The sequence below is a fragment of the Arthrobacter sp. ov407 genome, from assembly GCF_900102895.1.
Taxonomy (GTDB): domain Bacteria; phylum Actinomycetota; class Actinomycetes; order Actinomycetales; family Micrococcaceae; genus Arthrobacter.
In genome coordinates, this window is the sequence record NZ_FNGD01000013.1 from 23302 (window position 1) to 40268 (window position 16967).

14 protein-coding genes are annotated in these 16967 nt (G+C 66.3%); 8 read left to right on the top strand and 6 right to left on the bottom strand.

Annotated elements, in window-relative coordinates; all coding sequences use genetic code 11:
• The first annotated feature begins 116 nt into the window (after nucleotides 1–116).
• Complete coding sequence (locus BLS42_RS15990; protein ID WP_018774943.1) at nucleotides 117–608, top strand: inorganic diphosphatase; 492 nt, start codon at nucleotides 117–119, stop codon at nucleotides 606–608.
• Nucleotides 609–723: 115 nt separating this feature from the next.
• Nucleotides 724–1476, top strand: coding sequence for a DUF429 domain-containing protein (locus BLS42_RS15995; RefSeq protein WP_090582911.1), 753 nt, complete (start codon nucleotides 724–726; stop codon nucleotides 1474–1476).
• Nucleotides 1477–1491: 15 nt separating this feature from the next.
• Here the strand turns inward: BLS42_RS15995 and BLS42_RS16000 are convergent, their stop codons facing one another.
• On the bottom strand, nucleotides 1492–3891 hold the full coding sequence (locus BLS42_RS16000) for a phosphoketolase family protein (protein ID WP_090583110.1): 2400 nt from the start codon (nucleotides 3889–3891) through the stop codon (nucleotides 1492–1494).
• Between the two features lie 223 nt (nucleotides 3892–4114).
• Here BLS42_RS16000 and BLS42_RS16005 point away from each other — a divergent pair, with 223 nt between their 5' ends.
• Nucleotides 4115–4714: a MarR family transcriptional regulator gene (locus BLS42_RS16005; protein WP_090582913.1), complete on the top strand. Its 600-nt coding sequence runs from the start codon at nucleotides 4115–4117 to the stop codon at nucleotides 4712–4714.
• Between the two features lie 41 nt (nucleotides 4715–4755).
• On the opposite strand, the gene BLS42_RS16010 is transcribed toward BLS42_RS16005, so the two are convergent.
• The gene (locus BLS42_RS16010; protein WP_090582915.1) at nucleotides 4756–5634 is read right to left on the bottom strand and encodes an HAD family hydrolase; all 879 of its coding nucleotides are present in this window, start codon (nucleotides 5632–5634) and stop codon (nucleotides 4756–4758) included.
• Nucleotides 5635–5781: 147 nt separating this feature from the next.
• Nucleotides 5782–7062, bottom strand: a complete 1281-nt coding sequence (serS, locus tag BLS42_RS16015) for a serine--tRNA ligase (RefSeq protein ID WP_090582917.1) — start codon at nucleotides 7060–7062, stop codon at nucleotides 5782–5784.
• A gap of 77 nt (nucleotides 7063–7139) precedes the next feature.
• Between serS and BLS42_RS16020 the strand changes: the two genes are divergently transcribed.
• Nucleotides 7140–8204 carry a diacylglycerol/lipid kinase family protein gene (locus BLS42_RS16020; RefSeq protein ID WP_090582919.1) on the top strand — a complete coding sequence of 355 codons (1065 nt, stop codon included), beginning with the start codon at nucleotides 7140–7142 and terminating at the stop codon, nucleotides 8202–8204.
• A 23-nt stretch (nucleotides 8205–8227) separates the two neighbouring features.
• Here BLS42_RS16020 and BLS42_RS16025 read toward each other — a convergent pair whose 3' ends face one another.
• The 3 genes from BLS42_RS16025 to BLS42_RS16035 all read right to left on the bottom strand — a co-directional run bounded on the left by BLS42_RS16025 (nucleotide 8228) and on the right by BLS42_RS16035 (nucleotide 9872).
• A complete protein-coding gene (locus BLS42_RS16025) occupies nucleotides 8228–8449 on the bottom strand; it encodes a hypothetical protein (protein WP_018774949.1) in 222 nt (73 codons plus the stop codon).
• A gap of 94 nt (nucleotides 8450–8543) precedes the next feature.
• Nucleotides 8544–9527 (bottom strand): prephenate dehydratase, encoded by a 984-nt coding sequence (gene pheA / locus BLS42_RS16030; protein WP_090582921.1) that lies wholly within the window; start codon nucleotides 9525–9527, stop codon nucleotides 8544–8546.
• 18 nt (nucleotides 9528–9545) lie between these two features.
• Nucleotides 9546–9872: a rhodanese-like domain-containing protein gene (locus BLS42_RS16035; protein ID WP_090582923.1), complete on the bottom strand. Its 327-nt coding sequence runs from the start codon at nucleotides 9870–9872 to the stop codon at nucleotides 9546–9548.
• A 299-nt stretch (nucleotides 9873–10171) separates the two neighbouring features.
• On the opposite strand from BLS42_RS16035, the gene BLS42_RS16040 reads away from it, so the two are divergent.
• The 4 genes from BLS42_RS16040 to BLS42_RS16055 all read left to right on the top strand — a co-directional run bounded on the left by BLS42_RS16040 (nucleotide 10172) and on the right by BLS42_RS16055 (nucleotide 16965).
• A complete protein-coding gene (locus tag BLS42_RS16040) occupies nucleotides 10172–11638 on the top strand; it encodes an amidase (RefSeq protein ID WP_090582925.1) in 1467 nt (488 codons plus the stop codon).
• Between the two features lie 459 nt (nucleotides 11639–12097).
• Nucleotides 12098–13813: a peptidase M16 family protein gene (locus BLS42_RS16045; RefSeq protein WP_090582927.1), complete on the top strand. Its 1716-nt coding sequence runs from the start codon at nucleotides 12098–12100 to the stop codon at nucleotides 13811–13813.
• Nucleotides 13814–14210: 397 nt separating this feature from the next.
• Complete coding sequence (locus BLS42_RS16050) at nucleotides 14211–15332, top strand: alcohol dehydrogenase catalytic domain-containing protein (RefSeq protein ID WP_090582928.1); 1122 nt, start codon at nucleotides 14211–14213, stop codon at nucleotides 15330–15332.
• A 235-nt stretch (nucleotides 15333–15567) separates the two neighbouring features.
• A complete protein-coding gene (locus BLS42_RS16055) occupies nucleotides 15568–16965 on the top strand; it encodes a peptide MFS transporter (protein WP_371129594.1) in 1398 nt (465 codons plus the stop codon).
• Nucleotides 16966–16967: the final 2 nt, after the last annotated feature.

Below are 16967 nucleotides of genomic sequence, written 5' to 3' on the forward strand. Positions count from 1 at the left end.
GTCCTCACTAGTTCCTGAAACCAGCGCTTCTCGCTATATCCTCAATAGTAGTCGGCGGCACCGACAGCCCTTTTGTACGTGCCGCGCACCCCCCTGAATTCGTCAAGGAGCACTCCATGAAGCATGACGTGACCATCGAGATCCCCAAGGGATCGCGCGTCAAGTACGAAGTCGACCACGAGACCGGCCGCGTCCGCCTGGACCGCGTCCTGTTCACGTCGATGCAGTACCCCACCCACTACGGTTTCTTCGAGAACACCCTGGGTGAGGACGGAGATCCGCTGGACGCGCTGGTGCTCCTGCAGGACTTCGACCTCTACCCCGGCGTGATCGTCGAGTCCCGCCCGATCGGCGTTTTCAACATGACCGACGACGGCGGCGGAGACGCCAAGGTCCTGTGCGTCCCGACCGATGCCCGGTTCGACCACATCAAAGAGATCAGCGACGTCAGCGAGTTCCTGATCAAGGAAATCGAGCACTTCTTTACCCGCTACAAGGACCTGGAGCCGGGCAAGTGGGTCAAGGCCGAGGGTTGGGGCGACCGCGCCGCCGCCGAAGCCGAACTGGCGGCTTCCATCAAGCGCTACGTTCCGGCAGCCGGCCACTGACCGTTCCTGCACTCCAACGCGGGGTCACTTACCGCCCATCCGGGCCTCCGGAACGGGCGACTAGTGGCCCCGCGTTTTTTCGATTGGCGTTTAGTCGATTGGCGGGAGCCCGACGATGAGGACCCTCGGCGTCGACCTCGCTGCGGCCGCGAAGAAGACAGCGGTGGCCGTCATCGAATGGGCCGATGGCGCGGCACGCCTGGCGCACTTGTCCCTGAACGTAGGCGACGAGGAGATCCTCCGCCTCTTCGGCGCGAGCGACATGACGGGGATCGACTGCCCCTTGGGCTGGCCAGACGCCTTTCTTCCCTTTATCGCCGGGCACCTGAACTTCGACGCCCATCCGGTGCTGGACCATGACGGGATCGAAGGCCGCCGGCTGCTGGCCTACCGGGACACGGACAGATTCGTCACCGGCCAAACCGGCCTGATCCCGCTCAGCGTCTCCGCGGACCGGCTGGCCCACCCGGCGATGCGTTGTGCCGTCATCCAGGCAAAGATCGCCCGGGAGTACGGGCCGCAGGCCAGGGACGGCAGCGGCCGGCTTACCGAGGTGTACCCGGCGGCTTCGCTGAAACTGCGGGGCCTGCCGACCCGCGGCTACAAGGGGCGGGGCGCAACGGAAACGGAGCGGCTGGCAGTGGCCCTGGACGCGCTGTCGACGGCCGCACCGTGGCTGGACCTGGCCGGACATGATGACCGCCTGGCCGCCTCCGATGACCTGTTCGACGCCCTCATCGCCTCCCTGACCGCGCGGGCAGCCGCCCTCGGCAGGACGCTGCGCCCCGATGACGGACATTCCGGGGCCGCCCTGACCGAGGGCTGGATCCATCTCCCCAGCGGCGGCCTGGAAGAGCTCTCGGGCTAGCCCCCGACGGAGGGGCTACTGAATTCGCAGCGACCAGTCACTGATCTCCGTCGGGTCTTCGCCGTGCTCACGGGCGTGGTCCCGGGCGCGCATGCGGCTGTCCTGTAGGGACTGGCGCAGCAGCGAGTGCCTCTCGGACAGCCCGGGGACCCTGTCGATCGCATCAATTGCCAGCTGGAACCGGTCGATCCCGTTCAGCATGGCCATGTCGAACGGGGTGGTGGTGGTGCCTTCCTCCTTGTAGCCGCGCACATGCAGGCCCTCCCGGTTGGTGCGCCGGTAAGTGAGCCGATGGATCAGCGCGGGATAGCCGTGGTAGGCGAAGATTACCGGTTTGTCTGCCGTGAAAATGCCGTCGAAGTCCCGGGACGTCAGACCGTGCGGGTGCTCGCTGGCGTCCTGGAGCCGCATGAGGTCCACCACGTTGACCACCCGCACTTTCAGCCCGGGCGCCCCCTGCTTCAGGAGCTCGGCCGCGGCAACGGTTTCGACCGTGGGGACATCACCGGCACAGGCCAGGACGACGTCGGGCTCCTCACCGCTGACTTCGGAGCCGGCGAACTCCCAGATACCCAGGCCGCGGCGGCAATGGTGCGAGGCCGCGGCCGGCCCGAGCCAGGTTGGCGAGGGCTGCTTTCCGCTGACCACGATGTTGATGTAGTCGCGGGAGTCCAGGCAGTGCTCCATCACCGCCAGCAGCGTGTTGGCGTCCGGGGGCAGGTAGACCCGGATGATCTCGGCCTTCTTGTTGACGGCGTGATCGATGAAGCCGGGGTCCTGGTGCGAAAAACCGTTATGGTCCTGCTGCCACACGTGGGAGGACAACAGGTAGTTCAGTGAGGCCACCGGCTGGCGCCACGGCAGCTGCCGGTGGACCTTGAGCCATTTGGCGTGCTGGTTGAACATCGAATCGACAATGTGGATGAACGCCTCATAGCAGTTGAACACCCCGTGCCGGCCGGTCAGCAGGTACCCCTCCAGCCAGCCCTGGCAGAGGTGTTCGCTGAGGACCTCCATCACCCGCCCGGCGCGGGCAATATGCTCATCCAGCGCATCAATCCTGTACTGCCAGACCTTGTCGGTGGCCTCGTAGACGTCCTGCAGCCGGTTCGATGCGGTCTCGTCGGGGCCGAAGAGCCGGAAGGTGTCCGGGTTCAGAGCAATGACGTCCCGCAGCCAGGGTCCGAGCGTCGTCATGGGACTGATCCGTTCGACGCCGGGTTCGGCGACGTCGACGGCGTGCCGGCGGTAGTCCGGCAGGGTGAGCGGGCGCAGCAGGAGCCCGCCGTTGGCGTGCGGTGTGGCGCTCATTCGCAGCTGCCCGGCCGGTGCGTTCCCGGCCGTCTCCGGCAGCAGGCGTCCGCGGCCGTCGAAGAGTTCCTCCGGCCGGTAGGACTCGAGCCACTGCTGCAGCTGATCCAGGTGCTCAGGGTTGGTGCGGACCGCGTCCAGCGGGACCTGGTGGCTGCGCCAGGTCCCCTCCACCTGCTTCCCGTCTACCGTCTTGGGCCCAGTCCAACCCTTGGGCGAACGCAGCACAATCATCGGCCATTGCGGAGCGCCGTCCTGCTCGGTCCCGCCGCTGCGGTGGCGCTGTTGGATGGTCCGGATCTGGGCCAGGCAGGTGTCCAGTGCGGCCGCGAAATCCCGGTGAGCCGCGGCTGTGTTCGCCGGGTCGGCCACCGTGACGAAATGGGGGACGTGCCCGTAGCCGCGCAGCAGCTGTTCCAGCTGGGCCTCGGGCATGCGGGCCAAAATCGTGGGGTTGGCGATCTTGTAGCCATTCAGATGCAGGATGGGCAGCACCGCGCCGTCGGCCGCCGGGTCCAGGAAGTTGTGCGAATGCCAGCTGGCGGCCAGCGGCCCGGTCTCGGCCTCGCCGTCACCGATGACGACGGCGGTGATCAGCTCCGGGTTGTCGAAGACGGACCCGTAGGCGTGGGCGAGTGAGTAGCCGAGCTCGCCGCCTTCGCTGATCGAGCCGGGGGTCTCCGGGGCGGCGTGGCTTGGAATGCCTCCCGGGTAGGAGAACTGCCGGAACAGCTCGGCCAGGCCGGCTTCGTCGTCGCCGATGTGGCCGTAAATCTCCGAATAAGTGCCTTCCAGCCAGGCGTTGGCCACCAATGCGGGGCCGCCATGGCCGGGGCCCGCGACGAACAGCATCTGCTGGTTGTCCCGGCGGATGGCCCGGTTCAGGTGGGCATAGACAAAATTCAGTCCTGGTGTGGTCCCCCAGTGGCCAAGGAGCCGGGACTTGGTGTGTTCCGCGCTGAGGGGTTCGCGCAACAGCGGATTGGACCGGAGGTAGATTTGCCCCACTGAGACATAGTTCGCCGCGCGCCACCAGCGATCCACCAGATCCATGTCTGTCCTGTTCAGGATCGGGTCGGCCAGGATCGGGCCGTCGGCCGGCATCTGAGTGCGGGTGGCTGCATTCAGGTCACTGCTCGTCACGTCACGGCTCACTTCACATCACTGCTCACTTCTTATCACTGCTCACGGGGGTCCTCGCATCCTTGGTCCTGCCTCGGCACATTTTGTCCATCGCAACACGTCCGGTGGACCGGACACAACCCCGGTCCACCGGCGCCGCCGGCAACTTGCCCCCGAAGTGCCAGCAGGTAGTGTGTCATCCAGAATGTTCACGCTGACCATCAATCAAACCGACAGCCGGCGCGACGGCGACCGCGTGCCGCAGCTCCTCAAGGACCTACGGCACATTCCGGCGCGCCTCGATTTCGACCGTTCCGTGGAGGACGAGGTCCAAGGGATCCTGGACTGCCCGCATCAGGCGGTGGAAGCGGCCATGATCGCCCTGCGCAGCGGCAGCTGGTACGTCGGCATTGGTGTGGGGCCGGTCAATGAGCCCCTCCCTAACCAGATCAAGGACGCCTCCGGGCACGGGCTGATCTATGCTAGGCGCGCCGTGGACCGTCTCCGGAATCACAAGGACCGCGTTCGGGTGGCCGTGGAGGGCCCGCTGGCCGATATTGCGGCCGAGGCCGAGGCCGTCCTGCGCCTCCTGGGCCAGATTGTGCACGACCGGAGCCACGCGGAATGGCGGGTGCTGGACCTGCTCACTCCGGGCGTGCGGGGTCAGCAGAAGGCAGTCGCCGAGGAACTCGGGATCACCACGCAGGCGGTGAGCAAAGCCGTGGCCCGGTCCCAGTGGAACGAAGAGCACGCGGCCCGGCCCGCTGCGGCACGGCTCCTGGGCCTCATCCTGGACGTCCGCTAGCGCGCCGGCCCCTCGCGGGAACGGCCCGTCGGCTGCGGCGCTTAGAGGAGGCTGCGAAGCACGTGCGCGGCGCCGTCGTCGTAGACCGATTTCGTCACTTCATCTGCGGCGGCAATCACTTCAACGGGCGCCTGGCCCATGGCCACGCCGCGGCGCGCCCAGGTCAGCATCTCGATGTCGTTGCGGCCGTCCCCGACGGCGACAGTGCGGTGGGCTTCAATGCCCAGCCGGTCCCGGAGCTGTTCCAGCGCGCTGGCCTTCGTGACACCGGCGGCGGCAATGTCCAGCCACGCCGTCCAGCCGACCGAATACGTCACACCAGCGAGACCGATGTGGCGGATCGCGGTGTTGAACTCTTCGGGCGTGTTCTCCGAGCTGAAGACCACCACGCGCACGGCGGTCGCCTCAAGCATGGTCTGGAAGTCGACGCCGACCGCTTCGACGCCGAAGCTGGCGTCCTGGAAGCGTTCGGTGGACAGGAAGTTGCCCTCCTCGTCCTCGAGCGCGTACTTGGCCGAGGGCAGCCGCTTGCGCAGGGCGCGAAGCACCGGCCCGGGGTCAAACGTTGCCTTGTGGAGGATTTCGTAGCCGTCCGGCAGCCCGGAGTCGACGCGCAGGATCACACCGCCGTTGGAGCACACGGCGTAGCCGTTGTCGATCCCGATGTGTTCGATGACGGGCAACGTGGCGTTGAGGGAGCGGCCGGTGGCGATCATGACGTGGTGGCCGGCGGCCACCACGGCCTGCGCGGCCTCGCGGACAGGAACCGACATGTGCCCGTCGTGGTCCACGAGGGTGCCGTCGACGTCCAGGGCGATCAGCATCTTTTCGCCGGCGCCGTTCCGGGCGCTTGCTGTGTTCTGGTGTGTGGTGCGCCGGTCATCGTTGCCGGCGACTGAGGATTCAGTCATGGTTGTCATCTCACAAGTAGAGCAGACACCCCCGACGGCCGCTAGGACACACGCCACAGCAGGGTGTGAACTTGCGGTAAACACGCACAGCTTGTCCCCAGGTGTGAATGTTTACCCGGCGGCCGCCGGGGGCCTGGCTGGGGGTTAGGGACCGGGTTAGAGGACCGGGAAGACCGTCATGCCGCCGAGGTACTTCTGCAGGGCGGCGGGGACGTTGACGGAGCCATCGGGGTTCTGGTGGTGCTCCAGGATGGCGACGATCCAGCGCGTGGTGGCCAGGGTGCCGTTGAGCGTGGCCACGGGCCGCGTGCCCTTGGGCGCACCGTCCTCGTTGACAACCCGTTCCCGGATGTTCAGGCGGCGAGCCTGGAACGTGGTGCAGTTCGACGTCGAGGTCAGCTCGCGGTAGGCGCCCTGGGTGGGGACCCATGCCTCACAATCGAACTTCCGGGCCGCCGAATTGCCCAGATCCCCGGCGGCGGTGTCAATGACGCGGTACGGGAGCTCGCACTTGGCCAGCATTTCCTCTTCCCACGCCAGGAGGCGGGCGTGCTCGGCAGCTGCCTCCTCAACCGTGGTGTAGATGAACATCTCCACCTTGTTGAACTGGTGGACCCGGATGATGCCGCGGGTGTCCTTGCCGTGCGAGCCTGCCTCGCGGCGGTAGCACGAGCTCTGGCCCGCGTAGCGGATGGGACCGGCCGAAAGGTCCAGGATCTCATCGGCGTGGTAGCCGGCGAGGGCCACCTCCGAGGTGCCCACCAGGTACAGGTCGTCTTCGGCGAGACGGTAGATCTCGGCGTCGTGCTTGACGTCGAAGCCGGTGCCCTGCATGGTTTCCGGGCGTACCAGCGTGGGCGTGATCATGGGGACGAATCCGGCCTCGATCGCCTGTTCCATGGCCATTTGGAGCAGCGCCATTTCCAGCCGGGCGCCGACGCCGCGCAGGAAGTAGAAGCGGGAACCGGAAACTTTCGCCCCTCGTTCCATGTCGATGGCCCCGATCAGCTCACCGATCTCCAGGTGGTCCTTCGGCTCGAAGTCGGGGAATTCGCGCGGTGTGCCCACCGTCTTGACCACAATGTAGTCGTCCTCGCCGCCGGCCGGGACGCCGTCCTCGATCAGGTTGGGGATGGCGCGGAGCAGTTCCTCCTGGGCCGTCTGGGCGACATCTGCCTCGGCCGATGCGCTCTTGACGGAGGCGGCCAGAACCTTCAGCTCGGCGAGGAGGGCCTGCTTTTCCTCGCCCTTGGCCTGAGCGACCTTCTTGCCGTAGGCGTTCTGTTCCGCCCGGAGGTTCTCGAACCGGATCAGCGCCGCGCGCCTGGCGGAGTCCGCAGCGATGATCGCGTCCACCACGGATTCGTCGGCGCCGCGGGCGCGCTGGCTGGCACGGAACTTGTCCGGATATTCGCTGAGGTCTTTTACGTCGATCACCAGACAAGAGTATCCAATCCGGCCACCGTTACCGGGCACGCCGGTCGGGGGCCCCGGCGGGATACTGTTGGATCACAATGCGCGACTGGCTGCTCTACCTCGTCATCGCTGGGGTCCTGGTCTTTGCCGCCTCCAGTTGGTGGGGGGTGCGCCGGCTGAAGGCCAAGCACACCCGCCCTGCCGTGTGGGAGGAAACCCACAGCCCTGTGGCGGGCCGCCAGAAGGTTGCCGTGGTCCTGAACCCGATCAAGGCGAAATCGGCCGAGGCCCGGGGCCTGATTGAAGCCGCGTGCGCTGAGGCGGGCTGGCCGGCGCCGCGCGTCTTTGAAACCACCGCGGAGGACCCCGGCTACTCGCAGGCGCGGGCGGCGGTGGCCTACGGGGCCGACGTCGTCCTGACCGGCGGCGGCGACGGTACGGTGCGTGTGGTGGCCGAGGTCCTCGCCGGGACGGACACCGCAATGGGCCTGATCCCGCTGGGCACCGGGAACCTTCTGGCCCGCAATGTACATCTGGAGGTGAATGACCTCTCCGGCAACGTGCAGGCTGCCTTGTTCGGGCACCAGCGGTTCATCGATACGGCGCGGCTCACCCTGGAGAATTCACGCACCGGGGAATCCGCGCAGCACACGTTCACGGTGATCGCCGGCATGGGCATGGACGCCGAAGTGGTCACTGACACCCTTGCCGGCCTGAAGAAGGCCGTGGGCTGGCTGGCGTATACGGAAGCGTGGGTCCGGCATCTTGCGGGGCGCCGCAAGAAGGTCTCGATAGCGCTGGATGAGCAGCCTGAGCAGGCCCGGAAGATCCGCAGCGTCTTGTTCGCGAATTGCGGCCTGATCCCCGGGGGAATCGACTTCATCCCGCAGGCCATGATCGATGACGGGATGCTGGACATCGTGGTGATGAGCCCGCGCAGTGCTATCGGCTGGCTGGCCATGTCCACAAAGATCGTGCTGAAGCACAAGAAGGACCTGCCGGTCATGACGTATTACCGCTCCGGCAAGATCACCATCCGGTGCCCTGAACCTATGCCCACGCAGGTCGACGGCGATCCTTCCGGCGAGGCCACGAAGGTCATTGTTGAGGTGGCCCCGGGATCCCTGCTGGTCCGGGTCAAGGGCGGCACCGAAGGCGGCTAGGCCGACGGCGACGGGAGCGAGGACTAGGCGCTGGCGGCCTTCTTCGCCTCTGCCGCCTTTTTCGCCTCTGCTGCAGCCTTGGCGGCGCGGGCTTCGGACTGCTCCCGGATCATTGCCTGCTCCTCTTCGAAGCGCAGGCGGTCCGCGCGGTCGGCGTCGTCGCCGTCCCAGTCCTGGTTCTCAGCTGTCGGCTTGGGATTGACAATCATTCCCTGGCCGTCATTTTCTGTGCTGGTGCCTGACATGACCCGCTCCCTCCCGTAGGGGACTTCCCCAATATGGATCAGGCAAGCATACGCACAGTTGGGAGGGGGTGGAAGTGCGCCATATGGCATTTGCCTACGCTGTGGGCGAAGCCCCCGGGGTATATTCCGCCTCAGCAGATGCGCCGCCCAGTATGTCTTTCACCCACGCATGCGCGGAGCGGAATGCCTGATCCGACGTATGCGGGGCAACGCTGGTCCGGTGGCCATCGGCCCGCTGGTAGGAACCGAGGAAGCGGGTGGCCGGGCTGATCCGGTGCAGACCCGCGAGCGCGTCGGCCACCCGGGCGTCGGCCACGTGGCCGTCGGCATCAATGCTGAAAAAGTAATGGCCCAGGTACTGCCCGGTCGGCCGGGACTCGATCCGGCTCAGGTTCACGCCGCGGGTGGCGAACTGGTCCAGGATTTCCATCAGCGCACCCGGCCGGTCTTCGGGCAGCGGCACCACCACGGTGGTCTTGTCCGCGCCGGTGGGGGCCGGCAGTTCGCCCGGGCGGCCCACGAGCACGAACCGGGTGACCGCGCCGGGGTTGTCACCGATGTTGTCGGCAAGCACCTTCAGTCCGGGCTGCTCGGCGGCGACTATCGGAGCGCAGATCGCGGCGTCGTAGTGTGCGCCGTCGCCGTCCAGCAGGCCCATGGCGGCAGCGGCAGTAGACGACCCGGGGATATATTCCGCGTTGGGAATATTTGCGTCCACCCAAAGCCTGCACTGGGCCCAGGCATGACCGTGGGTGGAGACACGCCGGATGTCCCCGATTGCCACGCCGGGCCTGGCCACAAGCACGAAGCTGATAGGCACCAGGGCCTCCCGGAGGATCCGGAGTTCCTGGCCGGTGGCGATGGCGTCGAGGGTAGCCGTGACCCCGCCCTCGACCGAGTTTTCGATCGGCACCATGGCCGCATCGGCGGAGCCGTCCCGCACCTTGTCCAGCGCCGTGTTCACATTCGAGGACGGAATGCGGATGGCCTCCGCCGCGCCCGGGACCTGCATCAGGGCCGCCTCGGTGAAGGTGCCCTCGGGGCCGAGGAATGTGTAGGTGACGGTTGGTGCGGGCATCAGTTCTTCCTTCTTCGGTTACAGGACGACCGGTTTGAGGCCGTTGTCGGACACCAGCGGCATGCCGGTCTCGACCCACTGGTCCATGCCGCCGGCCACATTCACCGCGGAATATCCCATTCCGACGAGCCACTGTGTGGCCCGGAAGGAACGGCCGCCGGTGCGGCATATGACATAGACGTCCTCGTCCGGGTCAAGCTCCTCGATCCGGGCCGGCAGCTGATCCATGGGAATGTGCAGGGCACCCTCGGCGTGGCCGGCAACCCATTCATAGTCCTCGCGGACGTCCACGATCTTGGCACCATCGGGGATGCCAGACACGCTTACGCTCTGGAAGTCGCTCATGTCCACCCTTTCCGCAGAAATCAAGCTCCGATCCCAGCGTATCGCCCGCCGCTTCCAGCGCGCCCCCGCTGGCGGCAGGTTACGCTTCTGGAGACCCAAAGGAGACCTCATGGCTGCCGAACACCCCGCCGAACGGTCCGTCCGCGGCCCCCGCCACGGGACATGCCCTCCCCCGGCGGCGAGCGCTGGGCATGATGCCATTGTGTCCTTCCGCAGTGCCCAAGGATGGGCATGTCCCCCGGGGATACGGCTCGCGCAGCCCAGGGAGCAGCCCAGGGAACGGCTGGAGTCCCGCCTCCTTGGCTGAGATCCACGAGCTCTCCGCCGTCCAACTCCGCGATGCACTCCGTTCCGGCGAGCTTTCCGCCCGGCAGGCCACGGATCACTTCCTGGACCGCATCGACGCCGAAAATCCGCACCTTGGGGCCTTCATCACCGTCACTGCGGAACAGGCGCAGAAGGATGCCGCGGCAGCGGACCAGCTCCACGCACTCCGGAGCCGAGACGGTGGCGCTCTGCCCCCGCTGCATGGAATGCCGGTGGCGTTCAAGGACCTGACGGATGTCGCAGGGGTCGTCACCACTCATGGAAGCGCCGCCCTGGAGCACAAACCGGCGCTGGCCGACGGCGCGCTTCCCGTCGCGCTCAAGGCTGCGGGGGTCATCTCGCTGGGCAAGACGCAGGTCCCGGAGTTCGGCCTGACGGCCTACAGCGAGAACCGGGTCGCTCCGCCGTCGCGTAATCCGCATGCGTTCAGCCGCAGTTCGGGCGGCTCCTCGGGCGGCAGCGCTGCCGCCGTGGCCGCGGAGCTGGTGCCGTTCGCCCCCGGGTCCGACGGCGGCGGCTCCGTGCGTATCCCGGCTGCGGCCTGCGGGTTGGTCGGGCTGAAGCCCGGACGTGGGCTCGTGCCGGCCGGGGAAAGCACCGGCGATCCGGCTCAGCTCGTGGTTGCCGGACCGCTCGCCCGCTCCGCCGCCGATGCCGCCCTCCTGCTCGATGCCCTGGTGCCCTGCACGGCCCCGCACAGTGCGGGCCGACAAAGTGCGGGCAGGCCGGCACCGGCGGACGCCGGCTACCTCGCACTGACCGCAAGGGAGCCGCGCCAGCTGCGGATCGGAATAAGCCTCGACAGCCCCTGGCAGGCGGTTTTCCCTTTCCTCCCGGACCGTGAGGCGCTCGACGCGCTGGCCGACGGCGTCGCACGGCTGGAGGCTGCGGGCCATGAGACTTCGGCGGCCGCGATTCGCTATGACAACCGTTACCCGGGCGCCTTCACCACAGCCTGGACCGCCGGCATTGGCAGCGCGCGAATCTCACCCCAGCGCGAGGCGCTCCTGACCCCGCTTACCAGGACGTTCCGCCGGCGCGCACAGCAGCGCAGCGCGGCCAAAGTCAACGAATCCGTCGGGTTCCTTCGCCAGTTCCAGCGGGACACGATCACGCAGTACGCCCAGTGGGACCTCATACTGACGCCGGCCCTGGCCCAGACACCCCGCCCGGTGGGCTGGTTCACGGGCGCGACCCATGGCGGGGGCTACTGGCCGGCCGCGGAATGGGCGGGCGACGCCGACGACGACTACCGCAAACAGTGCGAATACGCGCCGTGGTCGTCCATGGTGAACGTCTGCGGGCTGCCGGCAATCAGCATCCCGGTGCACTGGACCGGCGGCGTCCCCGGTTCCGGCCTGCCGATGGGCATCCAGCTCATCGGGCCGATGGGCTCCGAGGGGCTGCTGCTGCAGGTGGCCGCCCAACTGGGGTTTTAGCCTCTACGCGGCCCTCCCCAGCGGACATGCCCACCCCTCATGCCGGGCACGGCACATGGTCGGGGCACAGGTCGAACACGGGACATGCCCACCCTCCACCGCTGAGGGACATGCCCATTCCTCACTCCGCCCAAGGGACATGTCCAGCGCTCATCCGGGCCATGCCCATTCCCTGCCGCGGCCGCTGGACACAATGCCATCAAGTCCACCCGAGGCCGCCAAGAATGGGCATGTCCCCTGGGGAGCCCACCCGAACCGGGCCCGCCACGGGGATCTGCGGGCCGGGTCCACTGCCGGGGACCACCGGAGAAGCAGGAGAAGCAGGAGGAGCAGGAGGAGCAGGAGGTGATGTTCCTATAGACAAGAACTCAAGAGTGGACGGCTCCGGGTCAGGCGCCCGTACAGGTATGTGAGCGAGCCGATGCGAGCCGATCGGCGGCTTCTGCGAGACTAACGCTCATGATGCAATCGGTGAACACGACCGTCCACAATGGTGTTCCTTCGTACTGGCTGGACAGCGTGGGACTTTGCACGGGCACGCTGGTGTTCGGGGTTGGCCTTCGTGACGAACCCGCAACGCTGGCTGGGATCACGCATCTGGTCGAGCACGCTGTCCTCCGTATGGTGCAGCCTGTGACCATGGCACATGGCGGGATTGTGAAGGTGGACTCGATTGAGTTCTATGCCGCCGGAGACGCAGAAGCTGTTGCCGGGTTCCTCAACGCAGTTGCAATGGCCATCTCAACGTTCTCGGCCATCACGGAGGAAGACCTGGCGTTGGAGAAGACCATTATTGAGGCGGAGGACCCCGACAAGTTCAGCGCTGTATCCAGCGGCCTGCTCACCTATCGTTTCGGAACGAGCGGGCCGGGCGCTGCACATTTTGGAGCACCGGCCACCACAGGACTAACCACGTCTGAAGCGATCGAATGGGCAGGGCGATGGCTCACCACGGAGAACGCGGCCGTGACGTTTACCGGCCCCTTGCCAGACGCCCTGAACATTAGGCTTCCGCCTGGAGGCGCCGTAAGCCGGGAGCAGTCTCACCCGATCGTCATGACCCCGACATTGATCAGATCCCAAAAGAGCGGAGTCGCGCTCTCCTTCATCGTCCCCTCAAGAAACGCCGGCTTCCTCGGCGAGGCGCTGAGGCACGAACTGTTGTCACGGCTTCGCCACAACGGCGGCCTCATCTACTCCGTCGTCGTCTTCACTACCGAGATCGACGCCGATGAAAGCCAGCTGGACCTAATTCTTGACCCGGTCGAACGAAACATCGTCCCCACCTTGAGGGCGAGTCTCGACGCCGTCCGCGGCATTGCGCTCACAGGGTTCAGCGATGCGGCAATTCAATCCGCCTACAACGAACGCCTCATTGCCATGGGATGGGATGAGTCAGTGCCACTGGATTATTTGGATCAATTGGCCGTCGGCACTCTTCTGGGTCGCGCCACGCCAAGCAGGGAGGAATTGCTGGAAAGGGCTAAGGAGCTGTCCTCATCTGAGCTGACGGCGACACTGAAAAACAGCCTGGATTCCCTCCTTGCTGCTGTTAATAGGAACACCAGGCTTCGCAAATCCGACACTGCAGACCTCGGTATGCGTGTGGATGCTTTCGAAATTTGGCAGCGAGTAAGCGGAACCAAGGACCAACGCTCCTCAGAAGATATCCCCGACGGATACCCAATGTGGCGGAACAAGTCATCCAAGGCGGCGATCTGGATCACGCCTACCCGCTTGATGATGCGGAATACCGGCAAAACTATGTCCATCCATCTGGAGGATATCGCCGTAGTCGGTGATCGCCGCTGCGGCTGCATTTCTCTCATTGACCGAAGGGGAAGAACCGGTGAGATCGACGTGGATGAGTGGAAGGGCGGCAAGAAGCTGAGGCGCAAGTTGCTTGAAGCATTTACTGCAAGCATTGTCCGGTCGTTTCCGTCGTTCCCTCAAGAGCAATCACCAAATGCGACTGCTTTGGCCCCCATGACACTTGACCCGCGGGAGACGCACAGGCTGGGCTTTAAGGTGCGTACATCCGCCTTCACCGAGGACGGGATGGTGGTCCTTGACCCAGACGGGCACGTCCCCGTGCGGGATGCTCTGAATTTTCTGGACTGGCCAATGGACTCCGAGAGGCTGCTTCTGCAGGTGGCCGCTCAACTGGGGTTCTAGACAAGGACCCGCCACTCACCGTGGGACGTGCCCACCCCTCATGCCGAGTACGGGACATGTTCGGAACGCAGGTCGAGCACGGGACATGCCCAACCTCCACCGCGGAGGACATGCCCATTCCTCACTCCGCCCTGGGACATGTCCAGCGCTCATCCGGGACATGCCCATTCCTTGCCGCGGCCGCTGGACACAATGCCATCATGTCCACCCGAGGCCGCCAAGAATGAGCATGTCCCCCGGCTGGGCCAAGGAAGCCAACAGCCCCACCCCCTCCGCCAAACCGCCCGGGCCCTCCGCCCAACGCCAGCGGCCGCCGTCGGGAGGCCCCAAAATGGACGCTGGCTGCGGCCGGCGGCTATCGTTCACTCAAACCCGACCCGGCCGCGAAAGAGGACCAATGAAGATCACCGGTGCAGTACTCGAGGAAATCGGCCGCCCGCGTCCCTTCGCGGAGTCCAGGCCCATCAGCATCTCCGAGCTGGAACTGGCGGCTCCCGGGCCCACCGAGATCCTCGTCCGGATGGAGGCCGCCGGGATCTGCCACTCGGACCTGAGCGTTGTCGACGGCAACCGGGTCCGGCCGGTACCCATGCTGCTGGGCCACGAGGCGGCGGGCCGCGTCGTGACAGTCGGTTCCGGCGTCACGGACCTGCAGCCCGGCCAGCGCGTGGTCATGTCCTTCCTGCCCCGATGCGAGAACTGCGCGAACTGCGCCGAGGACGGCCGGCTGCCCTGCACGGCAGGCTCGCAGAGCAACAACGACGGAACGCTGCTGCACGGATCCAGGCACCTGAGCCGCGACGGCGAGCCCGTCCACCACCATCTGGGCGTCTCAGGCTTCGCCACCCACGCCGTGGTGGACCGCGCTTCCGCCGTGCCGGTGGACGACGACATCCCCGCGGACATTGCGGCGGTCCTGGGCTGCGCCGTGCTGACCGGCGGCGGCGCGGTGCTCAACGCGGCCCGGCCCCGCCCGCAGGACAGCATCATGATCGTCGGCCTCGGCGGGGTGGGCATGGCGGCGCTCATCACCGCCATCTCCCAAGGAATCTCGCGGATCATCGCCGTGGACACACTGGAGCAGAAACTCGATCACGCCCGCCGCCTCGGCGCCCACGAAACATACACTCCGCAGCAGGTCCTCGACGCCGGGATCAAAGCCAGGTTCGTGATCGAGTGCGCAGGAAATCCGCGCGCGTTCGAGACCTCGTTCGCCGCCACCGCCCCCGGCGGGACCACCGTGACGGCCGGGCTGCCCTCCCCCGATGCCCGCGCCCAGCTGGCGCCGCTCACCGTCACCGCCGAAGCCAGGACAATCGTGGGCAGCTACCTCGGCTCCGCCGTCCCGTCGCGGGACATCCCGAAATACGCCCAGCTGTGGCGGGACGGGAAACTGCCCGTCGAGGAGCTGATCTCGGACCGCATCGCCCTGGCCGACATCAACCAGGCCATGGACCAGCTGGCAGACGGCCACGCCATCCGGCAGATCATCATGTTCGACGCCGACGAGCCCGCCTAGGGCACGGCCGCCCAACCCTGCGCGCCCCTGAAAATCAGCCGAAAGAGAGGCGAAACACGGTCCGGGTTGCTTGCCTCGGGCCTGCTCGAATGTGACAATCGCGCGTCACAATGTCACCATTAAGTAAATGAGCACAACTCATTTATCCCATCCCCCCGCTACAACGCCGGGCGATCCCTCGTTCAGTCCCCCCACTAAAACGCCGGGCGACACCTCGTTTTTTGGCCACCCAAAGATGCTGGCCAGCCTTTTCTCCGTAGAGATGTGGGAGCGCTTCTCCTTCTACGGAATGCAGGGGATCCTCCTCTACTACATGTACTTCACGGCCGCCCAGGGTGGCCTTGAGATTCCACAAGCCATGGCGGCCGGCCTCGTCGGCGCCTACGGTGGCGGCGTCTACCTCTCCACCATCCTCGGCGCCTGGCTCGCGGACCGGCTCTTCGGGTCGGAGCGGGTGCTGTTCGGCGCGGCCGTCCTGATCATGGCGGGCCACATCGGGCTGGCACTCGTGCCCGGCATACCCGGCCTGATCGCCGGACTGGTGCTGGTGGGCGTCGGTTCCGGCGGCCTGAAGGCCAACGCCACCGCCCTCGTCGGCAGCCTGTACGGCGAGAAGGACGAACGCCGCGACGCCGGGTTCTCCATCTTCTACATGGGCATCAACGCCGGTGCGCTGATCGGCCCGCTGGTCACCGGCTGGCTGCAGGAAAGCCAGGGCTTCCACTGGGGCTTCGGCGCCGCCGCCGTCGGGATGGCCATAGGCCTGGTCATCTACACGCTGGGCCGCAAGAAGCTGCCCAAAGAAGCACACCGGGTACCGAACCCCCTCCCCGCCGCCCAGCGCACCCGCTACGGCCTGATCTTCGCCGGCATCGCCGTGATCATCGCCGTGCTGCTCGCGACCGGCACCGTGAACGCCGAGAACCTGGCGATGTCCATGGCCTACGCGGCCATTGGCGCGTCTGTGCTCTACTTCGCCCTGATCTTCAAGAGCAAGAAAATCACTCCCACCGAGCGCGGACGGGTGGCGGCGTTTATCCCGCTGTACATCGCCTCGGCCGCATTCTGGGCGCTGTTCCAGCAGCAGTTCACGTTCATCGCCGTGTACTCGGAGGAGAAACTGGACCGGAATCTCTTCGGCTGGGAAATGCCTGCCGCCTGGGTCCAGTCCATCAACCCGGTGTTCATCATCATCTTTGCCGGCATCATGGCCGCCCTGTGGACCCGGCTCGGCCGAAGGCAGCCCGGTTCGGCCCTGAAGTTCTCGATCGGCCTCTTCGTGATGGGCCTCGCCTTCCTGGCCTTCATCCCGCTGGCCGGCGGCGGCAAGACCCCTCTGCTGGCCCTCGTTGGAATCCTACTTCTGTTCACTCTCGCAGAGCTGTTCCTCTCCCCCATCGGCCTGTCTGTGACCACCAAGCTGGCGCCCAAGGCCTTCCACACCCAGATGGTGGCGCTGTTCTTCCTCTCCGTCTCCTTGGGCACTACCCTGGCCGGCATCCTGTCCGGTCTGTACAACCCGCAGGACGAGCTGCCCTACTTCATCGGCATCGGTGGAACCGCAATGCTCCTGGCTGTGGGCCTGGCGGTCGCCTCGCCGTCGATCAAGAAGCTCATGGGCGGCGTACGCTGACC